Annotated in this window: 18 protein-coding genes; 9 read left to right on the forward strand and 9 right to left on the reverse strand. The window is 66.1% G+C overall.

The window, feature by feature from the left end; translation table 11 throughout:
• Positions 1 to 167: 167 nt before the first annotated feature.
• The gene (locus tag P12x_RS01525) at positions 168 to 1,784 is read right to left on the reverse strand and encodes a YncE family protein (RefSeq protein ID WP_435009055.1); all 1,617 of its coding nucleotides are present in this window, start codon (positions 1,782 to 1,784) and stop codon (positions 168 to 170) included.
• 193 nt (positions 1,785 to 1,977) lie between these two features.
• On the reverse strand, positions 1,978 to 2,472 hold the full coding sequence (locus P12x_RS01530) for a peptidylprolyl isomerase (protein ID WP_435009056.1): 495 nt from the start codon (positions 2,470 to 2,472) through the stop codon (positions 1,978 to 1,980).
• Positions 2,473 to 2,694: 222 nt separating this feature from the next.
• Between P12x_RS01530 and P12x_RS01535 the strand changes: the two genes are divergently transcribed.
• Complete coding sequence (locus P12x_RS01535; protein ID WP_435009057.1) at positions 2,695 to 3,393, forward strand: hypothetical protein; 699 nt, start codon at positions 2,695 to 2,697, stop codon at positions 3,391 to 3,393.
• Between the two features lie 290 nt (positions 3,394 to 3,683).
• Here the strand turns inward: P12x_RS01535 and P12x_RS01540 are convergent, their stop codons facing one another.
• A complete protein-coding gene (locus P12x_RS01540) occupies positions 3,684 to 4,016 on the reverse strand; it encodes a hypothetical protein (RefSeq protein WP_435009058.1) in 333 nt (110 codons plus the stop codon).
• A 19-nt stretch (positions 4,017 to 4,035) separates the two neighbouring features.
• Positions 4,036 to 4,368, reverse strand: a complete 333-nt coding sequence (locus P12x_RS01545) for a hypothetical protein (protein WP_435009059.1) — start codon at positions 4,366 to 4,368, stop codon at positions 4,036 to 4,038.
• 385 nt (positions 4,369 to 4,753) lie between these two features.
• Between P12x_RS01545 and P12x_RS01550 the strand changes: the two genes are divergently transcribed.
• Both P12x_RS01550 and P12x_RS01555 read left to right on the forward strand, forming a co-directional pair.
• Positions 4,754 to 5,713, forward strand: a complete 960-nt coding sequence (locus tag P12x_RS01550; RefSeq protein WP_435009060.1) for a DMT family transporter — start codon at positions 4,754 to 4,756, stop codon at positions 5,711 to 5,713.
• Positions 5,714 to 6,368: 655 nt separating this feature from the next.
• On the forward strand, positions 6,369 to 6,602 hold the full coding sequence (locus tag P12x_RS01555; RefSeq protein ID WP_435009061.1) for a hypothetical protein: 234 nt from the start codon (positions 6,369 to 6,371) through the stop codon (positions 6,600 to 6,602).
• Positions 6,603 to 6,896: 294 nt separating this feature from the next.
• Here P12x_RS01555 and P12x_RS01560 read toward each other — a convergent pair whose 3' ends face one another.
• The gene (locus P12x_RS01560) at positions 6,897 to 9,548 is read right to left on the reverse strand and encodes an MBG domain-containing protein (RefSeq protein ID WP_435009062.1); all 2,652 of its coding nucleotides are present in this window, start codon (positions 9,546 to 9,548) and stop codon (positions 6,897 to 6,899) included.
• Between the two features lie 608 nt (positions 9,549 to 10,156).
• On the opposite strand from P12x_RS01560, the gene P12x_RS01565 reads away from it, so the two are divergent.
• The gene (locus P12x_RS01565; protein ID WP_435009063.1) at positions 10,157 to 11,776 is read left to right on the forward strand and encodes a virginiamycin B lyase family protein; all 1,620 of its coding nucleotides are present in this window, start codon (positions 10,157 to 10,159) and stop codon (positions 11,774 to 11,776) included.
• A gap of 33 nt (positions 11,777 to 11,809) precedes the next feature.
• Here the strand turns inward: P12x_RS01565 and P12x_RS01570 are convergent, their stop codons facing one another.
• Complete coding sequence (locus P12x_RS01570) at positions 11,810 to 14,197, reverse strand: sigma-70 family RNA polymerase sigma factor (RefSeq protein ID WP_435009064.1); 2,388 nt, start codon at positions 14,195 to 14,197, stop codon at positions 11,810 to 11,812.
• A 402-nt stretch (positions 14,198 to 14,599) separates the two neighbouring features.
• Here P12x_RS01570 and P12x_RS01575 point away from each other — a divergent pair, with 402 nt between their 5' ends.
• On the forward strand, positions 14,600 to 16,471 hold the full coding sequence (locus P12x_RS01575; RefSeq protein ID WP_435009065.1) for a tetratricopeptide repeat-containing sulfotransferase family protein: 1,872 nt from the start codon (positions 14,600 to 14,602) through the stop codon (positions 16,469 to 16,471).
• Positions 16,472 to 16,514: 43 nt separating this feature from the next.
• Here P12x_RS01575 and P12x_RS01580 read toward each other — a convergent pair whose 3' ends face one another.
• The 3 genes from P12x_RS01580 to P12x_RS01590 all read right to left on the reverse strand — a co-directional run bounded on the left by P12x_RS01580 (position 16,515) and on the right by P12x_RS01590 (position 21,068).
• Complete coding sequence (locus tag P12x_RS01580; RefSeq protein WP_435009066.1) at positions 16,515 to 17,624, reverse strand: hypothetical protein; 1,110 nt, start codon at positions 17,622 to 17,624, stop codon at positions 16,515 to 16,517.
• A 75-nt stretch (positions 17,625 to 17,699) separates the two neighbouring features.
• On the reverse strand, positions 17,700 to 18,764 hold the full coding sequence (locus P12x_RS01585; RefSeq protein WP_435009067.1) for a hypothetical protein: 1,065 nt from the start codon (positions 18,762 to 18,764) through the stop codon (positions 17,700 to 17,702).
• An 831-nt stretch (positions 18,765 to 19,595) separates the two neighbouring features.
• Positions 19,596 to 21,068 carry a glutamate synthase subunit beta gene (locus P12x_RS01590; protein WP_435009068.1) on the reverse strand — a complete coding sequence of 491 codons (1,473 nt, stop codon included), beginning with the start codon at positions 21,066 to 21,068 and terminating at the stop codon, positions 19,596 to 19,598.
• A gap of 300 nt (positions 21,069 to 21,368) precedes the next feature.
• Here P12x_RS01590 and P12x_RS01595 point away from each other — a divergent pair, with 300 nt between their 5' ends.
• The 4 genes from P12x_RS01595 to P12x_RS01610 all read left to right on the forward strand — a co-directional run bounded on the left by P12x_RS01595 (position 21,369) and on the right by P12x_RS01610 (position 24,407).
• Positions 21,369 to 21,944, forward strand: a complete 576-nt coding sequence (locus P12x_RS01595; RefSeq protein WP_435009069.1) for a hypothetical protein — start codon at positions 21,369 to 21,371, stop codon at positions 21,942 to 21,944.
• 22 nt (positions 21,945 to 21,966) lie between these two features.
• A complete protein-coding gene (locus tag P12x_RS01600; protein WP_435009070.1) occupies positions 21,967 to 22,626 on the forward strand; it encodes an HAD-IA family hydrolase in 660 nt (219 codons plus the stop codon).
• A 356-nt stretch (positions 22,627 to 22,982) separates the two neighbouring features.
• Positions 22,983 to 23,195: a hypothetical protein gene (locus P12x_RS01605; protein WP_435009071.1), complete on the forward strand. Its 213-nt coding sequence runs from the start codon at positions 22,983 to 22,985 to the stop codon at positions 23,193 to 23,195.
• A gap of 111 nt (positions 23,196 to 23,306) precedes the next feature.
• A complete protein-coding gene (locus P12x_RS01610; protein ID WP_435009072.1) occupies positions 23,307 to 24,407 on the forward strand; it encodes a DUF1559 domain-containing protein in 1,101 nt (366 codons plus the stop codon).
• Positions 24,408 to 24,447 lie beyond the last annotated feature (40 nt).

The following is a 24,447-nucleotide window of genomic DNA, read 5'->3' on the forward strand; positions in this document are numbered from 1 at the left end:
CATGGATCGTGGATCGCTCGGTTGGTCCTGACCCGCGACGATCTCGTCCATTGACGAGGGAGCCAGGGACACGACCGAAGGCGTGACGCCGAGCCGCCAGATTAGTAAAAGGGGTAGTGGCAGAGGATCGCCATAGCGATCGGGCCGCCGGTCATCAAGGTCAGCATCTACGCCCCGACGTTCGCCACGATGGCCGACGATTCGAGGGCGGACCTTGCCGCTTTGATGCTCGGTTTCGCCGGCATCTTCAGCTGGAGGACCTGGATCAGCGGTGTATTGGCATAGAGCTCGGACTTATCCGCCTTCATTTCCGACAGGTAGAATCGCCCGGTCGATGGATCGAAGGCCACTCCGCCCAGGGTCTTGAAGCCGTCGGGGTGCGGGAAGTGGAATCGCCATGTGGAGTAGGGCTTCACGTCCCAGGGCTTCTTCCGACCCTTCTTCACGGCCGCGAAATCGAGGGCGTCGTAGGCCCAAACCTGGAAGGCGTATTTCCCGCCGACGGAGTGGACACCCTTGTACGGTCGGTTGGGATCGTTGGCGTCAGCTGCTTCACCGTAGTAGTAATTCCCCGTTCCGATCGAGCCGAAGAAGAGCACCGACCGCGTCTGGGGCACGAAGACCGCGTTGAGGCTCGTCACATCCGAGCCGCCGACCGTCGCGTTGAAAAGCGTCGGAGGGTTGCTGTTATAGCGGCCCAGTTTTTGGTGATTCTGATCGTAGTAGACGTATGGAATGGCCCGATTGACGCCGGCGCCGAGCTTATTCGGATCGAAGCCGAACGCGGACGGCCCGTAAGAAGTTCTTGAGATGATACTCAGGGCCGCCTGGCCGGTCAGGTAAGACGACCCGAGGGTGGAATGCCATTCGGTCGGGATCTGTGTCATGTATCCGCCGACGAATCCGCCCCCGAGGTTGCCGACCTGGTAGAGCCCGCGGGCACGGGCCGATGCCAGGTTGAGCGAGTCGAGCTTGAAGTGGGATTGTCTCACTCTCCCGGTTCCATCGTACGTGTTGAACGCCGTCCCGACGAGTTGCCCGTTGACGACCATCAGGCCACCGATCGCCTCCATGCCGCCCAGGCTCATCTCCGGCGGGTTGTCGGGTAGCTTGGGCAGGACCTTCACGAACGGCTGCAGCACCGAGGCGACGGCGAGGTTGCCGAGGTTGGTGCTGTTGACGATCGAATGCGGGATCGCGATCTCGGCGACGGCCTGGTCCTGGGGTTGCCCGACGGCGAACAGCGAGTGGTTCGCGGGGTTGTACGCCAGCGCCGAGCCGCCATATTGGAACGACGAGGCCCCAAACTGCTGGCTAGGGACCCGGAACGCCCCGACATACTTGAGATTCGACTGGTCGAGGAGCGGTAGCTGGTCCACGCCAGCCGATGCCGCGGCCGCGGTGAACGACAACCTCACCGGAGTCACCATCGGGTTGCCCGCCACGGCCCGGGTCGGCTTCTGCTTCTCGGGATACTTGATCTCGGAGCGATTCGTGAGCAGGCCATCGGCATGGTCGAACCGATAGATTACGTCGTCGAAGCCGCCGCTGACATACAGCCGCTCGCCGTCGGCGGACCAGGTGATCCCCTGGAAGCACTCATTGTGCGCGACCCGGCCGATCACCTTGCCCGAGGCCGGGTCGCCGAGCTTGGCCTGACGCCCGGCCGGCTTGAGGGACCTCGGTTTCTCCGGCTTGGTTGGCTCCTGGGCGTGGGCCGTCGTGATCGCCATTCCCAGGATCCAGGCCAACCCGACCACCCAGGTTTGCTCGCGTCGTCTCATCAGGCCGTGCCCCCAGCTTGGTGATTCGCCGTCGCGTGCCGGCGCTTGCCGGCTTGACGAATTGTCCAGCGTACCGACCCGAGTCAGTCTCGGCCACAGTCGGAGAGGCCGAGGCTGGCATTCGTCCCCGAACCCTCACGGAGGGGACCGGGACGAGTCGCGATCATCCCGGTCCCCCACCCCTCGGTCCGGATCAGAGCTGGCCGGCGTCCTCGACGGTGATCTTGGCCGAGGTCTTGCCGCTGCCCGATCCCAGGGCCTCGATCGTCTTGACCAGGTCCGAACCTTCGGTCACCTCGCCGAAGACGACGTGCTTGCCGTTGAGCCAGTCGGTCGGCACGGTCGTGATGAAGAACTGCGAACCATTGGTGTTCGGCCCGGCGTTGGCCATCGACAGGAGGAACGGCTTGTCGTGCTTGAGTTGGAAATTCTCGTCGGCGAACTTGTTGCCGTAGATCGACTTGCCGCCGGTCCCGTTGTGGTTGGTGAAGTCGCCCCCCTGGAGCATGAAGTTGGGGATGACCCGGTGGAACGACGACCCCTTGTAGCCGAACCCCTTCTCGTAGGTGCAGAGGGCCCGGAAGTTCTCGGCCGTCTTGGGGACCACGTCGTCATACAACTCCATGGTGATCCGTCCGGAAGGCTTGCCGTCGATGCTGATGTCGAAGTAGACGCGTGGTCTGGCCATGCTCGTATCACTCTCTCGAAAAAAATCCGTTTGCGATCCGGCCACTCGAATGAGTGCCTGACCGGATCTTACCCGGATTGGACGTCTCGAAGAATCCCCCGGCGATGCCCCCGAGCCTCCGGCTCGATCGGTCGGAGGCCCGTTGCACCCTGGCGGCCCGGCTCCTCGGGGCTAGAATGGAACGTCTGGCGAGTCCCTGGGGATCCTCGGAAAAGGTGGGCGATGATCCGACATGCGACCGCGATGGCGGCCCTGGCCGTGACCCTCCTCGGGGCGGGGGCGGGCGAGGCTCCGACGACTCGCCGCGAGGCCCAGCAAGCCCTGAAGCCTTACGGGCCGCTGGTCGGGAGCTGGCGAGGGACAGGCCAGCCCCAGCGCGGGCGATCCCAGGGGGCCTGGCAGGAATCGGCGGGCTGGGCCTGGAAGCTCACCGACGACTCGGCGGCGCTGGCGATCGACTTCGAGAAGGGGAAGTATCTCAAGTCGGCCCGGCTGAGACCGGGTCCCGAGGCGAAGTCGTTCGTCCTCGAAGCGACGATGGCCGACGATACGAGCCGGAGTTTCTCGGGGAAGCTCGAACCCGGCAAGCCCCTGACCCTCCTGGCCGACGAACCGGGCGAGGGGGTCCGCCGGATCACCCTGACCATCCCCAACGAGAACCGGTTCCTCCTGCTCCTGGAGTCGAGGCCCTCGCCCCGGGCTTACGCCCGGATCGCCGAGGTGGGATACACCCGGAACGGAGTCCCCTTCGCGAGCGGCGACTCGGGGCCGACCTGCATCGTGACCGAGGGGAGGGGGACGATCGCGGTGACGTATCAGGGCAAGACCTATCACGTCTGCTGCACCGGCTGCCGAGATCTGTTTAACCAGGACCCCGCCGCAGTGATCGCCGAGGCCGAGGCCCGCAAGAAAGGGAAGTAGCGATCGAGTCCGGCTTCCACGTCGATCATTCCGGGATGAGATTAATTCGAGCAAGGCCGGGAGTCCGTTTCCTGTTTCCTCGACGACAGGTCAAAATCGCAATAAACGGAATCCGCATCATGAGCACGTGCTCGACCCGGGCCCCTCTGGCCCTGATCTGGTTGTTCTCTCATTCCTCTTGGGAGGTCAGATCAGGTTGACCGTCCTGGCGGCCATCCAGCGGCCCCGGTGGGCTAGCGATCGTCCTCGCCGTCTATAAACGAGACGTGCCATCGCCGGGGCCTCCCGGGTCAAATCGCTTCGCCGATCAACGTGGAGATTACCGGCTCCATCTCCTGCCAAATCGGCTCGTAGAAGGTCCGCATCCGCGATCTCGGCGCCTCCCGGCCTGACGCCGAGACCCATTGGATATAGTGGGGGCGCTCCTTGGACCAGAAGTAGCGATGACGGTGCAGGTTGGTCTCGCCGATGAGGCTCGGGATGTTGTGCAGGAACTCGACCTCGGCTCGAATCCAAGGGGTGTCGTCCTCGTCGGCGGCCTGACGGAGCACTAGGAGGCCGACGGTCAACATCTGGAGGTAGAAGGCGTCGAGGCTTTCCACGCTCTTGGCTCCCGTACGCATCGTTTATAATTCACCCATATCAGTACTTTGGCACGGGTGGAATTGATTCGATGGGAAGCCAAGGGTAGCGGGCGGCCCGCCGGTAATTGGCTCGCTGGAGAGTGATAAAGTCCACCATTCGGTGCCCGTAGTTCACCAGACGAGCCTCGTCGGGGGTGAGGCCCCTTCCGGACCGCCTCTCCAGGGCCACGGTATCGGCGAGATAAAGCTGTTGCTTCTCCAACAGCCCCCGTGCGTGGAACTCATAGTAGATCGACCGGCTTGCCAGGACTCCGCCCCAGAGCAACAAGGCCACCACCACCACCCCGAACATCATCATCCGGACTGTGAGTCTGAAGTGGGGAAGTCGCATGTCCTGGTCCTGTAAATTCTCGCTGCTACTCCACTCGTGCCAACTTCGATTTGACGTAAGTCCAATGGCAACGGGCGAAATCCGAACGATTTCGGGGAGGTAATGAGGCGTTACAGGTTTGACGGTCGTAAAACGGCCTCCTCAGACTACCAGGGGCGTGGGCTCGGCGGCCACCGAAATCCCCCTGCTGGCGAATCCCCGCGAATCTACCCCTCTTACCCGAACAGATCCGAGTGCTTACCTGTCCGGGCTAGGATCAGCCTGGTGGGCGTCGTCCGATGACCCAACCGAGCGAGAACCGCTGTAGTCGTCGAGGGGCCACGGGCGTTAAAGTGGGGTCCCGGCTCATGCCTTCCTTGAACCCTGCCCCAGCCAGAACCCACCGATGCCCGAACAGCCAATCTCGGACCGGATCGATGCCGCGGGGCTCTCGGCGGCGACGCTTTGTTGCTTCCTCTGGGGGGGCAATGCCGTCGCGGTCAAGTACGCGATCTCTCCCGAAGGGCTCCCGCCGATCGGCGGCGCGGCGATCCGGTTCCTGATCAGCCTGCCGGTGGTCCTCCTGTTCTGCCGGCGGGCCGGGATGGTCTGGAAGGTCGAGCGCCGGTACTGGTGGCTCCTGATCGCTCACGGCTTCCTGACGGCCATTCAGATCGGCTCGTTCAACTGGGGGACCAGCCACAGCGAGGCGGGGCGGTCTTCGGTGTTCATCAACATCCACCCGCTGGTCGTCGCCCCGCTGGCCTGGCTTCTTCTGGGAGAGCATCTCGGCTGGCGGGGGATCGCGGGCCTGCTGGCGGCGGCGGCTGGCGTGGCCGTGATGCTGGCCCGGCCCCTGATGCTGGGCGGGGGCCTGATGGGCGACCTTGTCGTTTTGGCCTCGGGCGTGATCTTCGGGCTCCAGGCGATCGCCCAGAAGAAGACTTTCCCGATCATCCCGCCGACCACCCTCCTGCTGGCCCAGTCGACTTTGGCCATCCCGATCTCATTCCTCTATAGCGCGGGGTTCGAGGGTTTCGAGAGCTATCACTTCACGACCGAGGCGATCTGGGGCCTGATCTACCAGGGCCTGTTCGTCTCGGGGGTGGCCTTCGCGGTCTGGATGCTCCTGCTCAGGCGCTACCCCGCCGGTCGGCTGGCCGCCGTCGCCTTTCTGACGCCGCTGTTCGGGATCTCGATCGCCACGTTCACCAGGGGCGAACCGTTCACGATCCCGCTGGCCGTTGGGAGCACGCTGGTCGGTCTGGGAATCTATCTGGTGACGGGCGAGAAGAAGAGGTCGGTGGAATCCGCCCGACCCGCTCCGTCGATGGTACCGGAGGCGGAATCTGCCCGACGGCCGTGAACCTTCGGCCATCCGATCGCACCCCGGTTGCCGATCGAGGGTCCTCCCGAATACGGGAGGACCCCGCCCTCTAGTACCCGCCAAGGCGGCAACTCCCTGTACTGGAATCGGATATTAATGAGTGTCAGGGCAGTCGTCCGCATCGCGAGGGTATCGGGCTGTTTCAGCGAATCACGAACGAATGGCACACCCTAGGGCAGGGCGAACCCCGCCCCACGAAGCGGAATCGGGTTCGTCGCAATCGGGATCGCCGCAAGCAGGCACGATCGCATGAGGCCGAGCGAGAGGCGATCAGGCACGGAAGAGGTCGAGACTCGACAGCACCGCGGCCGCCGGCAGAAAAATGTCCTGTTTCGCGTCGCCGCGATCTTTCTCGGCCTGTCGCCGCTGGTGGTGAGCGAGTTGGCCCTCCGCGCGTTGGACCTCTGGCGCCGACGCCGAGCAAGGCCGTTCGGTTCTTCGGGTTCGCCGGCCGATCGCCGCTGTTCGAGCTCGATCCCGAGGATGGATTCTACAAGATCGTACCGGCGCGTTTCCTGTGCTTCCGCTCCCAGGAGTTCCCGGCGCGGAAGCTCAGGATCTCGTCCCGGATCTTCTGCCTCGGGGGGGCGACCGGCCAGGTCAGGCCCGATCTCCGACCACAAGCTGATCGCGAATGCGATGCTCGACGCGATGGTGGGCCGGGGCTGGATACGCCCCCCGGGAGGGCTGGGAGGCCGAGGACGACCGCCTTCACGACCGGCATCTCGCCTCGCTCGGCGAGTTCGACTACCTCAAGGGGCAGCAGCGACTGAAGAACCTCGAATCCTGGGCCTGCTGCCTCATCGAACAGACCCGAGACGAGGCCGACCAGCCCGTCCTCAGCCCGGGAGTCACGCTCTCGCGGTGATCCAGGCGCCAGTTTCGCCGAGGGCCGGGCTCCGTTGGCGGGATCGGGCTTTCGTCGCGGGATGGGCCCGGGCCCGCCCCGAGCCCCATCACCCGCCGGCCCCGAAATGGTTGGTCGGCCGCGAATGGGCAGATGACCGAAGGCGGTCGTGCCCGCCCCCCTTGGTGGACGACCGCGGCGCCCCGGGGCATCGGCCAATCGTAGGGGGCCGATTCGAGGAGGTAGCCCCCGACGGTGAGTCCGACGCTACCAGCCCGTCCCAGTCTCGACCGCCTCTCCCGGCCTGCTCCGGCCTCAGAGCTTCCCAAACTGGGAGGCCTCCTGGAATTCTTTGCTCACCAGGAAGCCCACGACGACGTCGGTAGCCGAACCGCCCGGAGCCTCCAACATCGCCACCCAAATTTTCGAAGCCGGGTCGGGCTGGCGACGGAGGTATGACGCGTAGAAGCTGGTCACCAACTGCTCGGCCGGCTCTCGCGAATCGACGAAGTACGCCTCGACCGCGCGGCGGCTCATCCCCGCAGCCAGGTTGGACTGCCAGGCGGCGAGTCCCGACTCCTCCCCCTGTCGGCCCAGAACATCGAGGTACAGATCGTGGACGAAGTGGTCCGGGTCCGCATGTGCGGTCTGGTACTCGTTCGAGGCGAGGAACCCCTTGACCACCCGCTCCTCGGAGACGCCCGCGAGGAGCTTGTGGACCCAGTCGACCGACCTCGAATCGGGGGCACGATGGAGGAATTGCTGGTAGTAGGAGATAACCTGCTGCTGGCGATGCTCCAACGAGTTGACGAACCGATCGGCAACCTGCGGTCGGGTCATCCCCTGGCCCTCCAACCTCAACCAGACGGCGACCTCGGCATCGCCGCCGTCCCGACCGAGTACGGCGCGGTAGAGCGACCGCACGTAGGCCCCCTCGGGATTGGAGTCCGGGCTCGCCACGAAGGGGTTGGGGACGACCGGGACCGGGGCAATTGCCGAGATCGGCACGACCCCGATCGCCAGTCTGCCATCGGACTGGGTGAGGAACTGGTCCACGACGAGCCGGCTGTAAGAATCCCGATCGGTGAGCTCCAGGACCGCGGCCGAGCCCACCGGGACGGCGGCGAAGGCGAAGCTCCCGTCCGCGCCGGTGGTGGCCGTGGGATCGCCGACGTCGAGCATCCGGTTACCGTTGAGGTCGGCGAAGACGACGCGATTCGCCAGGCCAGGCTCGCCGGAGTCGGGCAAGCCATTGGCGTTGAGGTCGAGGTAGACGCGGCCCGAGAGGGGCGCCGGGGTGATCGTCAAGGTGCCGGGGACATAGGTGAAGTTGTAGTTGAGGCCCGCGGCCCCGGCTGCGGTGATATCGTAGGTGCCCACGCCGCTGGCGGAGGTGGCGGCGGTGGAGAGGCTCGGCTGGGATTCCAGATTGGCCGAGGTGTCGCCGTTGACGAAGCCCGAGTAGCTGGCCGTCAGCGGCGGCAAGGCCGCGCCATACACCTTGCTCTTGTCATCGGCGGTGATCGTCAGGGGCGCCGGGGTGACCGCCAGCGTGCCGGGCACGTAGCTGATCGAGTAATTGGCAGCCGAGGCCCCGCTCCCGTCGATGGCGTAGGTGCCCACGCCGCTGGCGGAGGTGGCGGCGGTGGAGAGGCTCGGCTGGGATTCCAGATTGGCCGAGGTGTCGCCGTTGACGAAGCCCGAGTAGCTGGCCGTCAGCGGCGGCAAGGCCGCGCCATACACCTTGCTCTTGTCATCGGCGGTGATCGTCAGGGGCGCCGGGGTGACCGCCAGCGTGCCGGGCACGTAGCTGATCGAGTAATTGGCAGCCGAGGCCCCGCTCCCGTCGATGGCGTAGGTGCCCACGCCGCTGGCGGAGGTGGCGGCGGTGGAGAGGCTCGGCTGGGATTCCAGATTGGCCGAGGTGTCGCCGTTGACGAAGCCCGAATAGCTGGCCGTCAGCGGCGGCAAGGCCGCGCCATACACCTTGCTCTGGCCGTCGGCGGTGATCGTCAGGGGTGCCGGGGTGATCGTCAAGGTGCCGGTGACATAGATGAAGTAGTAGTTGGGATCCGCGGCCCCGGCTGCGGTGATATCGTAGGTGCCCACGCCGCTGGCGGAGGTGGCGGCGGTGGAGAGGCTCGGCTGGGATTCCAGATTGGCCGAGGTGTCGCCGTTGACGAAGCCCGAATAGCTGGCCGTCAGCAGCGGCAGTGCGTCACCGTAGACGATCGATTGGTCGACCCCGGTGATCGTCAATGGCGCGGGGAACGCGCTGGAGGCGGCGTTGGTGTCCATCGTCACGGCGCCGTTGATCGCCAGGGCCCTGCCTGGGGCGATGCTGGTCCCGGTATTGAGGACGATACTGGTAAAGGCGAGGATACTCCCCTCGAATTGAGTGCTCGTCCCGAGGGTCGCGGAAGATCCCACCTGCCAGAAGATGTTCTCGGAGCGGGCCCCGTTGATCGGGACGACGGACGAGTTCGTCGCCGTCGTGAGCGTGGTCCCGATCCGGAAGACGAAGACCGCGTTGGGGTCGCCCTGGCCGTCGAGCGTCAGCGATCCGCCCAGGGCGGCCGAGCTCGCGAAGAGATAGGTGCCCGGCGTGAGCGTCTGCCCGCCCAGGTCCTGGCCCGAGAGGTTCGTGTCGAATGGCTCGGCCGACAGGAAGGCGTACGCCGTGGCGAGGTCGGCCTGGGCCTGAGTGGCGAGCGGGTTGCCCGCCTGGAGCGCCCCCCCCGTGATGACCCCCGGCGGGAAGCCGGTGATCGAGGTCCCCGGGCTGACGCCCACGTCCCCGACGATGCTGGTCGCCCCGGTGTTGGTGACCGTGGAGCCGCCCAGGATCGCGAAGCTCGCCGCCGCGCCCAGCGGCGGCACCGTCGCCATCAGGATTCGAGCCTCGCAGGATTCCAGCGTCAGGATCGGCCGGCGGACTCGACGCGGTTTTCGATGGGTGATGGGCAACGATGGATCCCCCGGAAGGTTCGGATTAGTCGAGACTGATCCGAACAAACGCAAAATCGAACATGCGATGAACCCACCAAGTGTTGCGGGGCAAGACGCCCGAACGCCGGAGGCTCTGATAACACAATAGCTTTTTAAATTTCTTTAATAAACTAAATTGAAAATTTTTTTATATTTAAAATCGTAATTCGTTTCGCTTGTTTCGGTTGTGGCGGGGAATATTCCTCGCGACGGGACCAGGCCCGTCCCGGGGGAATTGGCGACGATCGGCCGGGGCCGGACGGGAGCCGCCAACGCGGTCATCCGGCCCACACGCGGCCGGTCGGGCGGCCCGGGGTGCCGCGAGGATGCGCCTCGGATCCGGGATCGTCGCCGGCGAGAGGACGCCATGGTGGCGAGGGATCATCCCGGTCAATCTCGCATCGGGGCTCTCCGTCGAGCGGACGGACCCGCCTCCGACGCCGCTCGGGGAAGCCTTCGGATCGGTCCGATCGAAGAATCCTCGAACTGATCTCATCCCGAAGGAAAGCATCCTACGTTAGGTGAAGAATCTTTCGACGGCCGAACCGTCCAGGGGCCGGTTCGCGATCCATCCAGGGAACCCCACCATGAGCTTCAAGCAGTCCGTCCCCGAGATCGCCGGGCGTCTCCAAGTCTCGCCCCCCAAGGCCCGGCAGCCCCGGCGGTTCCTCCCGAGCCTCGACGATCGGCTCGAATCGCGGATGCTCCTGCACGGCTCGAAGACCGCGACCGCCATCGTGGGCTCGGCCGGATTGCTGCCGACCGAGGCGGTCGGGTCCTCGACCGACATGCCGATCCCTGGCCCGAAGGACGGCAGCACCCACGAGATCACCGTCGGTCCGGACGGCAACTTCTGGATCTCCCAGATGTACCAGGATCGGATGGTCCGGATGACCCTCGACGGCAAGTTCACCTTCTTCCCGATGGGCGAAGGCAGCATGCCCCACGGCGAGGAATTCGACGCGAACGGGCACCTCTGGGTCGGGCTGGAGGGATACGGGTCGCTCGTCGAGATGGACCCCAACGGCACCATCCTGAGCAGCCACACGATCCCCTACACGAACACCTATGGTTACAGCGATGTCGTGGACAACCACGGCCTGCACGTCGCCAGCGACGGCAAGGTCTGGTACACCGGCAAGGCCTCCAATTTGGTCGGCTATTACGATCCCGCGACCAACCAGTTCGCCTCCTTCCCGCTGGCCAACCCCGACCCGACCGCCTACCCGGACGGCAACTTCCCGATCTACATCGACGAGGCCCCCGATGGGTCGATGTACTTCACCGAGCTGGATACGAGCCGGGTCGGCCGGATCTTCCCCAAGAGCGGCGAGGTCATCAACTACATCCTCCCCGGGGCCTACGGCGAGGCGGGGAATGCCCGGCCGATCCGCGTGCTGGTCCGGGATGACGGGGTTGCCGTGGTCAGCGAGGAGGCCGGGAGCGCCTATGCCTACATCAGCAAGCAAGGCGTGGTGACCGAGTACCCGCTCTCGCCGAGCGGTTCCGAGGCCGCCTCGCTGACCTACGACCGGGCGGGCGTCCTCTGGGTCCAGTACAACACCCCCGACGCGATCGGCCAGGTCCAGCCCGACGGGACCGTCAAGCCGTTCACGATCCCGACCCTCGACGCGGTCCAGCACCGGATCACGATCGGCCCCGACGGCTCCCTATGGTTCACCGAACTGGCGGTCGACAAGATCGGTCGGATGGTCACCGGCAACGAGAGCGGACCGCCGATCACCCACGTCGCCAGCCAGAACTTCCAGGCCAAGAATGGCGGGGTCGCCTATCAGGCCGCCTTCAAGCAGGGCAAGGCGAAGTACGACGCGGTTTCCCGCCAGACCCTCAAGGGCCACGGCAATATCGCCGATCGGAAGCTCGCGCTGAGCCACTTCAGCTGGAACCTCCAGGGCGCGGTCAACAAGCTCGCCTCGTCCCACAAGGCGTTAACGTTCGGAGTGAAGCTGCCCAAGCGGGTCGGGCCGAATCTCAAGTCCCGCTTCGAGTTCCACGACGGCAAGTTGACCTTCACCCAGACCGAGAAGATCGGCAAGGCCACCTACACCCAGTCGTTCACGATGAAGGTCGGCCACGCCAAGGGAGCCAAGCTCGACTTCGCCAGCCTCTCCAGCGCCACCGCCCACTACCTGGAGGCGCTCAAGGTCCTCAGCAACGGAGTCGGGACCCCACCGACCAAGGGCTGACGCAACCCGCCCGAGGCTCGCCCGACCCATCCCTCAAGGGAGGTTCGGCGAGCCCTCGACGTTCCTGGCTGGCAGACTCGCTATGATTCCGAGGATCGCCCGGATGCGACGACCGGGCGGATCCATCCGCTCCACCAGTTCCAGGGCAGACTTCACGTCGCCCGCCTCGGCCCTCATCGCCGCCAGCCAGCCCCAGGCCGCCTGCTTCGCCCCATCCGAGAGCGGCTCGATCGTCCGGAGGGCCGCCTCCAGGTCCCCCATCCTCGCCTGGATCTTGGCCACGAGCGTCGAGACCAGGGCGATCCGGTCCCCCTGAGCCTCATTGGCATCCGCGAGTCGAGCCTCGTGGAGCGATTCCTCGGCCTCGGGTAACGCCCGTTTCAGGATGGCCAGGGCGGCTTCCTCGTTCCCGGCCCGACCCCGCTCCGAGGCCAACCACAGGAGGTATTCCGGTCGGTTCTTGGGATTCAACGAGGCGATGGCATCCAGGCCTCCTTCAAGATCGCCGGCGTCCACCAGGATTCCCGCGGCTTTCTGCATGGGGACCGGCCTGAATCCCTCGGCCTCGATCGCCTTCACGATCGAGACGGACACCCCGGCGGACTTCCTGGCCCCGGCCCGGTCTCCCGCCTTGAGTTGATCGGCCGCGATGTCGCCGAAGGTGAGGGCCTTGTTGAAGGCGGCACTTTCCTCTCGATGGCTCATGGGAGAGAAGTCGACCTCGATCAGCGAGGCCGTGGCGAGGGCCTCATCGAACCGGCCGAGCTGAGACAGTACCCTCGCGATCGCCTTCCAGTCCTGATTTCGCATGGTGATGTCGGCCTGATCTGCGATGGTCCGGCGAGCCAGCGTGAGGACCGGCTCGATGAACTCCCGGTCCCCTGGCCGGAGCGCCTGGACCACGTTCAACAGTGCCGCGATCCGACCCCGATCGCCATCGAACCCCGGGAAATTCTCGGGATCGTTGGCGAATTTCAAGGCTCCTTCGAAGTCACCCAGCATGGCCTGCAAGCCCGCCAGTGAGATCGGGTTAAAAGTCCGGAATTGGGTCTTGTCGATCTCAGTCGTCAGATATCGCCGGTAGGCCTCGATCGACTCACGGCAGGCCGTTCGACCTTCTACCCGCTCCTGGGTTGGTAACAGGTTGATCCAGTGGCTCATCTGTCCCATCGGATCATCCGGTGAGAGTGTCCGAATGACCTCGACGGCATGCCCGAACGTCCGGTGGGCGGCGTCGCGGTCCCCGGCCTGGGCCTGGGCCTCGGCGATTCGGATCAGCGGGTGGGGGATTGTCCAGTTGTCGGTGGGCTTGCCGGAGTCGGCGGCCCTGATCGCCTCGCGCAATGTCTCGCGAGCGGCCCGGGGGTCTCCCAGGCGAGTCTGGGCCTGGCCGATCCGGAGCAGGGCTTCGGCCTTTTCCGGAGGACTCTCGATCGTCCGGGCGGCGTCGATCGCCCGTCGGATCGCCTGCCCGGCAAAGGGCGGGAGGCTCGGAGAGACGACCTCAGACGGCTTCGGCCTGGTTGTTCCGGGCGGTCCGGCCCGACCCGCCCCCGGATCCTGGAGGGCCAACGCCCCCGCGCCGGCCGCGAGGACGCTCCCGGTGAACAGGACCGCCGCGACGACTTTCCCTTGTGAGATCAACATGCCCTTCAGGACTCCTTCGGTCAGGATCAGCACGCGAGCCGGGACCATCGCGGCCCTGGAACCGGCGACGCCGGCCGTCGCCAACTGGGCCGCCCTCCGGGCCAGCGCGAGGGGCACGATCGGGATGGCCCCGGCGATCGGCCGGACGGGGTCCGGGGCCAGGCCACGGCGAGTCAGCCTCGACCGGAGCAGGGCGCGGGCCCTGGAAAGCCGGACCTTGATCGTCCCGAGTGGGCACCGGAGTTGTCGGGCGGCCTCCTCGTAGGTCCGGCCTTCCAGGTCGCAGAGGATCACGGGAGCCCGGTATTTCTCGGGGAGTCGGCGGACTTCCTCCAGGACCATCGGGCCCAGATCGGGCTCTCGGCGGGCCGGGTCGTCCTCGACACCGATCACCGGCCCGGCCGTGAGTCGCTCGCGGGCCTTTCGGCGGGCGGCCTCGACGCGGGCTTTCGCCGCCACCCGGGCCGCGACGCCGAACAACCAGCGACCGGGCGATTCGCGATCCCGGATCGACCCGACCTTGCGGGCCAGCACCAGGAACGTCGCCTGGAAGGCATCCTCGACATCGGCCTCGTCCCGGAGGAGACCCCGGCAGACGCGGAGGACCATCGCCCCATGTCGATCGACCAGGGCCTCGAACGCCGCCTCGGAAGCCGCTCCGCCCCGCCGCTCGAAGAGATCCAGCAACTCGGCATCGGTCAGCCCCGCGACCGCCCCGATTTCCATCAGCGTCCGCAAATCCCTGGCGACAAGGCCCGACAATCGTTGGCCCATGATCCCGACTCTCCACGCCTCGGCATTTCCGTCTCTCCGACCAAAGTGCCCGGAACTCCCTCGATTGTTCCAGAATCTTTCGGGCCTGGCACGGAGGAGACCTGCCGAACGCAAGCCAATGGCGATGCCGGGGCCGAGTCGCGATGGGCTCAAGCTGTTACAACCTTCATGATCGAAATCGCTTGCGCGAAGCCGGGAGGGCGCGATTAGGGCTCGGTTCGGCGGTTTTGAAGATTTTGAATTTTGATGGGATCAAGGGGCATGCCGCGACCGCTTGACGCTCTATACCCAAAGGACGATCGCCGAGGGATGAGACGGATCGAAGGCCGTTTACTCGAAGGGCGGGCCGGTCTCCTGGCCCCAGGGCCCTCCCTGACGCGAACTTGCGGGTGAGTCGGACTCATGCTCATGGACCTGAGCCTGGCCATGGAGGAGCATCGGCGAGGGAACCTGGCCCGGGCCGCGGCGGCTTATGAGGGGGCGTTGGTCGAAGATCCCGACCGGCCCGATGCCCTGTATCTCCTCGGCCTGACGGCTCTCCAGCTCGGAGATCCGAAACGTGCGCTGGTGCTGTTCGGTCGGGCGGTAACCGTTCGGCCGGACGAGGCGGATTATCAAGGGGCTCTCGCCGAGGCTTGCCGGATGCTCGGGCAGATCGACCGCGCCGTCGATTGCTGCCGGGAAGCGGCGAGGCTCCGGCCCGATAGCCCCGAGGCGCTCTGCAACCTGGGGGCGATCCTGGTCGATCAGGGGAAGGTCGATGAGGCCCTCGGCCATTTCCGCGAGGCCCTCCGGCTCCGGCCCGACCTCGTCGCGGTCCACAATAACCTGGGCCATGCCTATCGGCTCCAGGGCGACATCGCCTCGGCCCTGGCCCACTTCCGCGCGGCCGTGCAGATCGACCCGACGACCGCCGAGGCCCGCGGGAATCTGGGGAAGATCCTCCTGGAACGGGGCGTGCTGGAAGAGGCCCTGGTTCATTCCCGGGAGGCCGTCCGGCTCGGCCCCGGCCTCGTCGCGGCCTGGCTCCAACTGGGCCATGTGTTCCTGCGGCTCGGTCGGCCCCGCGAGGCCGAGGCCTGTTATCGCGAGGCGATCCGGCTCCGCCCGGACTACGCCCCCGCCCACGCTTCCCTGGGCGGGGTCCTGGAACAGCTCGGGGATTCCGAACCTGCGATCGCATCGCTCCGGGAGGCCCTCCGGCACGACCCCCGGCACGCCGGTGCGCTGGCACGCCTGGCGATCCGGCTCCGGGAGAGGTTGCCCCGGGAAGAACGGGCTGCGATCGAGGGCCTGCTCGCCGACCCCTCGCTCTCGCCGGATCGTCGCGAGCCGCTCCTCTTCGGCCTGGGGCAGGTGCTCGATGCTCATGGCGAGTTCGATCGGGCCGCCCTCCTGATCGGCGAGGCCAATGCCCTGCAACGGGCCGAGTTCCGGAGACAAGGCCAGGGCTACGACCCCGGAGCCTACCGGGCCTTCGTCGACCAGTTGCTCGGGGCGTTCACGCCGGACTTCTTCGCGAGGGTCCGGGGCTGGGGGCCGGAGACCGATCGTCCGGTGTTCGTGGTCGGGCTCCCCCGATCGGGGACGACGCTGGTCGAGCAGATCCTGGCGAGCCATCCTCGGGCCTTCGGGGCCGGCGAGCTGCCGATGATCCCGCAATTGTTCACGCGTCTCCCCGAGGTGGTCGAAGGCCCCGCCACGGTCCGGGCTCGCCTGGACCGGCTCGGGCGGGACTCGGTGCAAGGCATGGCCCGAGGGTTCCTCGACGGCCTGGCGGCGCTGGACGGCTCGGCCGCTCGGGTCATCGACAAGATGCCCGAGAACTATCTCTACCTGGGCCTGATCGCGGCCCTCTTCCCGAGTGCCAGGGTGATCCACTGCCGACGCGATCCGCGAGACGTGGCCCTCTCGTGCTGGATGAACAGCTTCGGCCAGGTCCGATGGGCGTCCGACCCGGATCACATCGCCTCTCGGATCGAGGATTATCGACGAGTCATGGACCACTGGCGCCGGGCCTTGCCAACCCCCTTGTTCGAGGTGGATTACGAGGAACTGGTGGCCGAACCGGGGCGGATCTCGCGCGACCTGGTGGCCTGGATCGGCCTGGAATGGGACCCGGCTTGCCTCGATTTTCATCAGGCCCGGCACGCCGTGCAATCGGCCAGCGTGGCCCAGGTCCGTCGCCCGATCTATCGGACCTCGGTGGGTCGCTGGGAAAACTATCGGGAGGCGCTCGGCCCCTGGTTCGCGAGGATCGGCCCCGGTCGGTGATTCGAGGCGAGCGACGGGCCGATCGGGTCGCCTCCCGACCGCCTCAACGAGGAGATGATCCCGGTCGAGGGGCGAGCGTTGCGGTCCTTCGTCCGGCAGTCCTGGCCGATGGTGCGTCGACCGTGGCCTCGGCGCGTTCCTCGCGATTCGGGTCGTATGTGGGCATGTTAACCCATCGAGATCCGGGGTGCCCGAGCTTCACGCGATCCTTCAGGATCGAGGCTAGGTCGCCGCTGAGGGCCTGGGCCCCTTGCTTGTCGAGGTGGATCGAGTCGATGTGGACCGAGGCGTCATAGCCCGAGTTTCGGGCGTCCAGGACCGTCAGGTTCGGGTAGCGATCCTGGGCCTCGCGGGCCATCCGGGCGTAGGCCTGGTCGGACCCTTGTGCGGCCCGACGGGCGTGGACCTCGGGGTCGAGGGGCGGCATCAGCCAGTAGACCGGCAAGTGATGCTCGCCGGCGAGCTTGAGAAACTTCTCGAAATAGGCGGCATTCAGGCGATCGCACGACCAGTTCCCCGGGGCGAACGAGTCGACGACCGAAGGATCGAGCGGCGGCTTCATCGCCACCGGGGGCATCGGCTGGGCCCCGTTCTGGGCCGTCCAGGTCTTCCAGATGGCCGATTGCACGGGCCAAGGCGAGGCCCGACGCCCATCCAGCGCGGCGATCACGCTGGCCCGGATCTCGTGGCGGCACTTGTAGGAGGGGAGGACCTTGCCCAGGGTCGTCGAGGTGAACAGGTCGGGGTCGCCCGCGGTCCAGGCCAGGTCCAGGCAGTCCCGGACGGAGGCCAGGTCGGGATAGGTACGGACCGAGAGCGTGGGCTGGTCGGCGAGCATCAGGGCGAAGAAGTCGGCCACGATCGCCTTGGGCCGGGCTCCCGAGGCCAGCGACCTCCGGAGGAGGAAGTAAGCCGAGGGCATCGTCCCGGCATTCAACGCCAGGTTGTAGGACTTGAGCCCGGTCTTGGCCTGGATCACCCTGGGCAACACGCCGAATTTCACCAGGCTATCGCCGAAGCAGAGGACGTCTCGGCCCGGGGCCTCGCTGGTAGCCGCCAGGGTCGTCTGCCGCCAATCGTCGGCCCAGACGGTCGTGAAGTCGAGGCGCCGACCGGCGATGATCGCCTCCACGATCGCGACCATCGCGATCATCCCGAGGAGCCCTCGAGGGACTCGGGATCTTGGGCGTTGGGGTGTCTCTCGGCTCATCGAGGCCCTTTCGAGCAATCAGTGGGACCTCGAGGCGCGGGATTGAGCCACGCTCGACGGGGGATTCTCGATCGTCCGTCCGGCGAAGTCGGGCATCTCGACCCAGGCCGGGCCCGGTTCGGCCCCGCCTCGTCGATCGGCCAGGACCGAGGCCAGGTCGGCGCTCAGGACGGCGGCCCCCCTGCGGTCGAGGTGGAGATGATCGGTGTGGACCGAGTTGTCATAACCCGAGGGGCGGGCGTCGCAGACCACCACGTTCGGATGCTTCGCGACGATCCCCCGGACGAACTCCCCGTAGAGTCGGTCGGAACCCCGGGCTTCCCTCCGGGCGTGGGCCTCGGGGCAGAGCGGCGGGATCAGCCAGTAGACCGTGATCTGATGGGAAGCGGCGAGTTCGAGGAACCGTTCCAGATAGCGCCGGTTCCTCGGTTCGCAGGTCCAGGTCTCGGGGCTCACGCCATCGATCAGGGTGGCTTCGGTGGGATAGCGGACCCGGCCCGGAGGCATCGGATGGGCTCCCGACTCGCGGGCCCATCGGGCCCGGTAGGTCGCCAGGGCCGCCCGATTCGAGAGGCTCCGACCTTCGAACGCGGCCCGGATCGAGTTCCTGACTTCGAACCGCCACTGGTACGAAGGCAGGAGCTTGCTGAGGGTCGCCCCGGCCAGGAATCCGCCACTCTTCGAGGCCCAGGCCAGGTCGAGGCAGTCGCGATACGTGGCCAGTTCGGCATAATCCTGCATGGCCGGGGGGTCGGGATCATCGAGCATCAGAGCGGCAAAGTCGGCCACGACCGCCCGGGGCCTGGCCCCGGCGTCGAGGGCCTGCCGGAGCAGGAAAAACGCCGAGGGCATCGTCCCGCCGCTGGTCGCCAGGTTGTACGATTTCAGACCGGATTTCGCCCGGATCACCCGGGGTAAAACGCCATATTTGACCAGGCTGTCGCCGAAGCAGAGGACGTCGCACCCGGGAGCCTTCTCCGAGGCCGCCATCGCGGTGATCCGCCAGTCCTCGGCCAGGGGGCTGGCCAGGTCGTGACGGAGCCCGCCGATCACGACCTCGACGGCCGCCACCAGTGCGAGCATCCCCAGGAGCCCTCGGGGAATCCAGGAGGTCCGACTCTCGGGAGACGCACCGCTCAAAGCTCGACTCCTCGGGATAGACTCGGTCGGATCACCGGGACAAGGGGCAACATCCAGGTTTCATCGGCCATCCCTCGCCGAAAATCCGGCGCAAGCCGACCGGCCCCTCGGTCGACTCGGCCACGTGATACCCCTGGTCCGAACTTCGGTCAACCGCAACCCGGTCCGACCCGATGACATCGCTCGAAAAGCCTTCAGTGTCCCACCTCGAGCCGAGATTTGGCTTCGTTCCGCCGGAATCGAGCCACCCGAACCGGCTGAAATTGGCTTCGTTCCCCCTGCTGACCCAGGGGCGATCAAACCGGTGGAAATCGGTAACTGGCAATTGTGTCGAGGCTTGCGAGAATTCAAAGAGCCGCGGCTCGAATCTCAAGTGGGTTCGTTCCGTCGAGTCGCAATGGCTTCGATCGCGAGCCTGAGTGGGTTCGTTCCCTCGCTCGAAAGGCTGGGGTTGGAGGACCGGTTGGGCGAATCCCTAGCCTTCTAAAGCGAGTCGTCGAGTCATTCGAAGACACTATCGCGATCGACTGAGAGTCGTCCGCACTGTTTCTCGAGAATGTTCATCGATGCAGGTTCATTTTGACATCGAGGCCTCGGGTCAGTCCAAGCCGTCGCGGCTTCGGAGTCATTCTCGCCCCTGCCCCCGCTCCTGAATGATCGCGGAGCCTGGCGAAGAACACGACCGGGCCACTCGGGGAGAGGACTCTCTCTGAGTGGCCCGGCCTGGATTGCCGTGATGATCTGTTCGGCTTGGGTCTGATCGGTACGCGAGGCTCAGGAGAACGGCCGGGCGTGGTTGTTGGCGGCGAGGGGCTGGGGCAGGTCGGTCCGGCCCATCAGGAACTCGTCGATCCCGTGGGCGGCCTGGCGGCCCTCGGCGATCGCCCAGACGATCAGGCTCTGGCCCCTGGTCATGTCCCCGGCCGTGAACACCTTGTCCACGGACGTCCGCTTGTTCGAGTCGGCCTGGACGTTGCCCATCCGGTCGAGCTCGACGCCGAGGTCGTCCAGGAGCCCGTTTCGCTCGGGGCCGACGAAGCCCATGGCCAGCAGGACGAGGTCGGCCGGGTAGGTCTTCTCGGTCCCGGGGATCTCCACGAACTGCATCCGGCCGTCGACCGACTTCATCTCGACCTGGACGGTCTCCAGGGCCGTCACCCGATCCTCCTCGCCGACGAATTTCTTGGTGTTGATCGAATACTCCCGGATCCCGCCCTCTTCGTGGGCCCCGGAGACGCGGAAGACGTTCGACCATTGCGGCCACGGATTCGTCGGGGTCCGGCTCTCGGGAGGCCGGGGGACGATCTCGAACTGGTGGACGCTCCGGCAGCCCTGGCGGTGCGACGTCCCGAGGCAGTCGGCCCCGGTGTCGCCGCCCCCGATGATCACGACATGCTTGCCCTGCGCCGAGAAGTGGGGATCATCGGTCACGGTGTCGCCGGCCACTCGGCGATTCTGGACCGGGAGGAAATCCATCGCCAGGTGGATCCCCTTCAGGTCTCGGCCGGGGATCGTCAGGTCGCGGGCCCTGGTGGAGCCCCCGCAGAGGCAGATGGCGTCGAACTCCGCGAGCAGCTGGGAGGCGGGGAGGTCGCGGCCGACCGCGACGCCCGGCTTGAAGGCGACGCCCTCGGCCTCCATCTGCTCGAGCCGTCGGTCGATCCGCCATTTCTCCATCTTGAAGTCGGGGATCCCGTATCGGAGGAGGCCGCCGATCCGGTCGTCCCGCTCGAAGACGGTCACATCATGGCCGGCGCGGGCCAGTTGCTGGGCGGCGGCCAGCCCCGCAGGGCCGGAGCCGACCACGGCGACCTTCTTGCCGGTCTTGACCTTGGGCGGTCCCGGGGTGATCCAGCCCTCGGACCAGGCCCGCTCGACGATATCCTGCTCGATCTGCCGGATCGTCACCGGATCGCTGTTGATCCCCAGGACGCACGAGGCCTCGCAAGGGGCGGGGCAGAGGATCCCGGTGAATTCGGGGAAGTTGTTCGTCGCGTGAAGCCGGTCGATGGCCGCGTGCCAGCGGTCGCGATAAACCAGGTCGTTCCAGTCGGGGATCAGGTTCCCGAGCGGGCACCCCTGATGGCAGAACGGGATCCCGCAGTCCATGCATCGCGCCCCTTGATCGCGGAGCGTGACCACCGGCAGCGGGTTGTAGACCTCGCGATAATCGTGGAGTCGCTCGGGGACCGGCCGTCGTGAAGGGGTGACGCGCGGGATCTCCAGGAAACCGGTTGGCTTGCCCACGGCAGGACTCCGAACGATCGCGGAAGGAAGCGGAGGGGGGAATGTGCTGTTGCACCGATGACCCCGACAAACCCCCCTGGGGGAGAATCATGATCTGCAACATGGGTCGATTTGTAAAGTGGTTAGGCCAGAGCTCGGGGAATGGGCTTCTGAACGGGCGAGTCGATCCGGTAGAATCGCGAGCGGCTATCGGCGATCTCCGGGCCTTCGGCCGCGACCGATTCCCGGACACCCGCCGGGACCTCGGCCCGGTTTCCGGTCGACCGCGATGGGTGTGTCGGAGGGGGCCGGGAGACCGGGATGGAAGAGTCGGACGAGGAGACGTCGCTGGGGGGGATCGACGCCGAGATCAAGGAGCTGCTCGGGCTCTTCGACGTCCCGGCCTTCGCCCGTCGGGGACAGGATCTGGAGTATGCCCTGGCCCGGCTCCGGGTCCATGCCGGTCGTAGACGAGACGAGATGCTCGACATGGTCCGGCTCCGGCTCCGCCAATGGTCCGCCGCCGCCCATGGGCCCGAGGCCGACCTCGCGGTCTTCCAGGGCTCGATCGCGACGCTCTGGGGACTCGCCGGGGCCGAACCGCCGAAGTGGGGCACTCGCCCGGCCTCGCGTCGAGGGCTCAGGACCATCGCCCGCGATCTCGTGGCGAGCGTCGAGCGGTTCAACCGAAGGTGGGCCGACTACCTCGATCGGATCGACCTCGGGCCGATCAATCAGCAGGTCGACCACTACAACCGTTATTATTTGCTGGAGAAGGAATGCAGCCTGGGCTCGGCCCGCCTGGCCGCCCGGCACTTCGTCCCCAAGGCCCGAGTGAGCCTCGACGAGCTTCGCGCGGAACTTCCCCTGCTGCCGGTCCCCGCCTTGAAGACCTGAATCGCCCCACCAAGGAGCCGAGATGAGCGAGCCCACCCGGCTCCGAGGCGTGATATTCGACATGGATGGAGTGCTCGTCGACTCCGAGCCGTTCATCGCCGAGGCGGCGATCCGGATGTTCGCCGAGAAGGGATTCCCGCTGGTCCCCGAGGACTTTCATCCGTTCGTCGGGATGGGGGAGGATCGCTTCATCGGCGGCCCCGCCGAGGCCCGAGGCATCCCGCTCGACCCGGCCCGCGACAAGGCTCGGACCTATTCGATCTACCTCGAACTGATCCGGGGCCGGCTCCATCCCCTGCCGGGTGTCCGCGAGTTCGTCGCCCGATGCCGGGAGCGGGGGCTCCGCCTGGCGGTCGCCTCCAGCGCCGACGCGATCAAGGTCGAGGGGAATCTGCGCGAGATCGGCCTACCCTCGACGAACTTCGACGCCATCGTGACCGGGAGCGAGGTCGATCGCAAGAAGCCGGCCCCCGACCTGTTCCTGGAGGCGGCCCGCCGCCTCGGCCTCGACCCGGGCTCCTGCCTGGTGATCGAGGATGCCGTCGTCGGCGTGGCCGCGGCCCGGGCCGCCGGCTCGAGATGCCTGGCACTCACCACCAGCTTCCCGAGGGAAAAACTGGCCGACGCCGACTGGGTGGCCACCGACCTCTCCGGATCGACTCGCGATGCGACCGCCTGGTGAAGCCGGATCCTGTTTCGAGTTATCGACATTCACCCCTCTTTGGAGTGCTGTCTTTGTTGAATTCGAAATAATCTTAGCCTCGGTGTTGACAATTTGATCTTATCTTAGGTTAGATCGACGGACACATCTCCTTCCGCCTCGACTGTCAGAACGAAAGATCGCCGCCGAACTGTCGCCCACGGGCCGCACGATCGCGGTATCTATTTTTGGCAGTCAGACCCCTTGGGGCAGGGGTTGGTCGATGGGTGGATGCGCGATCACATTCGTGGGCTGGTCGAAGGCTCCACCCCTCGGACTTCAACCTGCGCAGTTACATTACGATCGACTATTTTTCATCAAAGCGGAACGCGATTCTCATGACGCATCCTAATCGGTCACGGTTGCTGGTGGGGGCTTTCGGACTGGCCATGTTCTTGTCGGGGTGCGGCGAGGACAACCAGGAGCAGTCTCGGATCGAGGGGACACTCCCCACCGATTCCATGACTCCGGAGGAGCGAATCCGGAGTATGCAAGGCAAGGGCGCGCCCACGGGCGGCAGCAAGGCCTATCCCGGCGCCAACCGTAAGTAAGTCCCCCGGAGCACTCCCCCCATCGCTGGGTACTTACGACCGATCGCGATGGCGATCGGCGAATGGACCAATCGAGCCCTTTTATCTTCCATTTTTGTTAAAGGAAGCCCTATGAGACGTAAAGCATTCACCCTGATCGAGCTGCTGGTGGTGATCGCCATCATCGCAGTCTTGATCTCGCTCCTGCTGCCGGCCGTCCAGGCGGCGCGCGAGGCGGCCCGCCGGGCCCAGTGCACCAACAACCTGAAGCAAATCGGGTTGGCGATGAACAATTACATGTCGGCCAACGACGTCACCCCTCCGCTCTTCGTCGATCCGATCACGAATGGTGGAGTGGACCAGCAGAACTTCTCGCAGCATGCCCGGCTGCTCCCCTACATGGAGCAGACGCCGGCCTACAATGCGATCAACTTCCAGGTGGGCGCGCGATGGGGGCCCGGAGTGAGCGGTGACGATCCCGCCGCGGGCGGCCTGTACGGCGCGATCAATGGCACCGCGATCTGCACCCAGGTGTCCTCGTTCCTCTGCCCGTCGGACAATAACCCCGGGCGGGCCCAGAACAGCCAGATCATCGTGGGCCAGGTGAATCGCCCGTATACCGCCACCTGCAACTACCCGTCGAACTTCGGGCTGAACCGGGCGTACAACAACTGGGTGCCCAACGGCCCCTCTTACGTCTCGTCGAACTGGGACGACGCCCTGAAGCGGACGACAAATTATTCGAGCTTCGTCGATGGCACCAGTAACACGGTGATCTTCAGCGAATGGGTCAAGGGATCGGGCGTCGACCCCGCCGCCGGCCTCACCAAGAATCGCCTCGGCATGGTCTACGGGACGGGCGGCAATCCTGCGGGAGCCCCCTCTTCGCCCCAGGGCTATGCCGGGACCAGCTACCTGAACGACTTCACGGCGGCCCAGGCCTGCCAGAACGGCAACCTCGCCCAGTACTGGAGCTGGAAGGGGGAGTGGGCCTATTACGGCAAGACGATGCACTACACCCACACCCAGACCCCGAACCGGAAGTCCTGCACCTCGGACGACTGGGGTCGTGCGGGCGAGATGATCTCGGCCAGCTCGCTCCACCCGGGCGGCGTGAATGTCGTGCTGATGGACGGCTCGGTCCGGTTCATCAAGTCGACGATCAACTTCCAGGCCTGGTATGCCCTGGCCACGCCGGATGGCGGAGAGATCCTCAGCGCCGACTCCTTCTGAGTCGGGGCGAGTGGCCTGAAGCTCATGGTCTCGAAAGCCC

Source organism: Tundrisphaera lichenicola, from assembly GCF_051175385.1.
GTDB lineage: Bacteria > Planctomycetota > Planctomycetia > Isosphaerales > Isosphaeraceae > Tundrisphaera > Tundrisphaera lichenicola.

Coding starts and splice junctions, on each gene's coding strand:
- P12x_RS01525 (WP_435009055.1), bottom strand. CDS start 1,784: ATGAGACGACGCGAGCAAACCTGGGTGGTCGGGTTGGCCTGGATCCTG.
- P12x_RS01530 (WP_435009056.1), bottom strand. CDS start 2,472: ATGGCCAGACCACGCGTCTACTTCGACATCAGCATCGACGGCAAGCCT.
- P12x_RS01535 (WP_435009057.1), top strand. CDS start 2,695: ATGATCCGACATGCGACCGCGATGGCGGCCCTGGCCGTGACCCTCCTC.
- P12x_RS01540 (WP_435009058.1), bottom strand. CDS start 4,016: ATGCGTACGGGAGCCAAGAGCGTGGAAAGCCTCGACGCCTTCTACCTC.
- P12x_RS01545 (WP_435009059.1), bottom strand. CDS start 4,368: ATGCGACTTCCCCACTTCAGACTCACAGTCCGGATGATGATGTTCGGG.
- P12x_RS01550 (WP_435009060.1), top strand. CDS start 4,754: ATGCCCGAACAGCCAATCTCGGACCGGATCGATGCCGCGGGGCTCTCG.
- P12x_RS01555 (WP_435009061.1), top strand. CDS start 6,369: ATGCGATGCTCGACGCGATGGTGGGCCGGGGCTGGATACGCCCCCCGG.
- P12x_RS01565 (WP_435009063.1), top strand. CDS start 10,157: ATGAGCTTCAAGCAGTCCGTCCCCGAGATCGCCGGGCGTCTCCAAGTC.
- P12x_RS01570 (WP_435009064.1), bottom strand. CDS start 14,197: ATGGGCCAACGATTGTCGGGCCTTGTCGCCAGGGATTTGCGGACGCTG.
- P12x_RS01575 (WP_435009065.1), top strand. CDS start 14,600: ATGCTCATGGACCTGAGCCTGGCCATGGAGGAGCATCGGCGAGGGAAC.
- P12x_RS01580 (WP_435009066.1), bottom strand. CDS start 17,624: ATGATCGCGATGGTCGCGATCGTGGAGGCGATCATCGCCGGTCGGCGC.
- P12x_RS01585 (WP_435009067.1), bottom strand. CDS start 18,764: ATGCTCGCACTGGTGGCGGCCGTCGAGGTCGTGATCGGCGGGCTCCGT.
- P12x_RS01595 (WP_435009069.1), top strand. CDS start 21,369: ATGGAAGAGTCGGACGAGGAGACGTCGCTGGGGGGGATCGACGCCGAG.
- P12x_RS01600 (WP_435009070.1), top strand. CDS start 21,967: ATGAGCGAGCCCACCCGGCTCCGAGGCGTGATATTCGACATGGATGGA.
- P12x_RS01605 (WP_435009071.1), top strand. CDS start 22,983: ATGACGCATCCTAATCGGTCACGGTTGCTGGTGGGGGCTTTCGGACTG.
- P12x_RS01610 (WP_435009072.1), top strand. CDS start 23,307: ATGAGACGTAAAGCATTCACCCTGATCGAGCTGCTGGTGGTGATCGCC.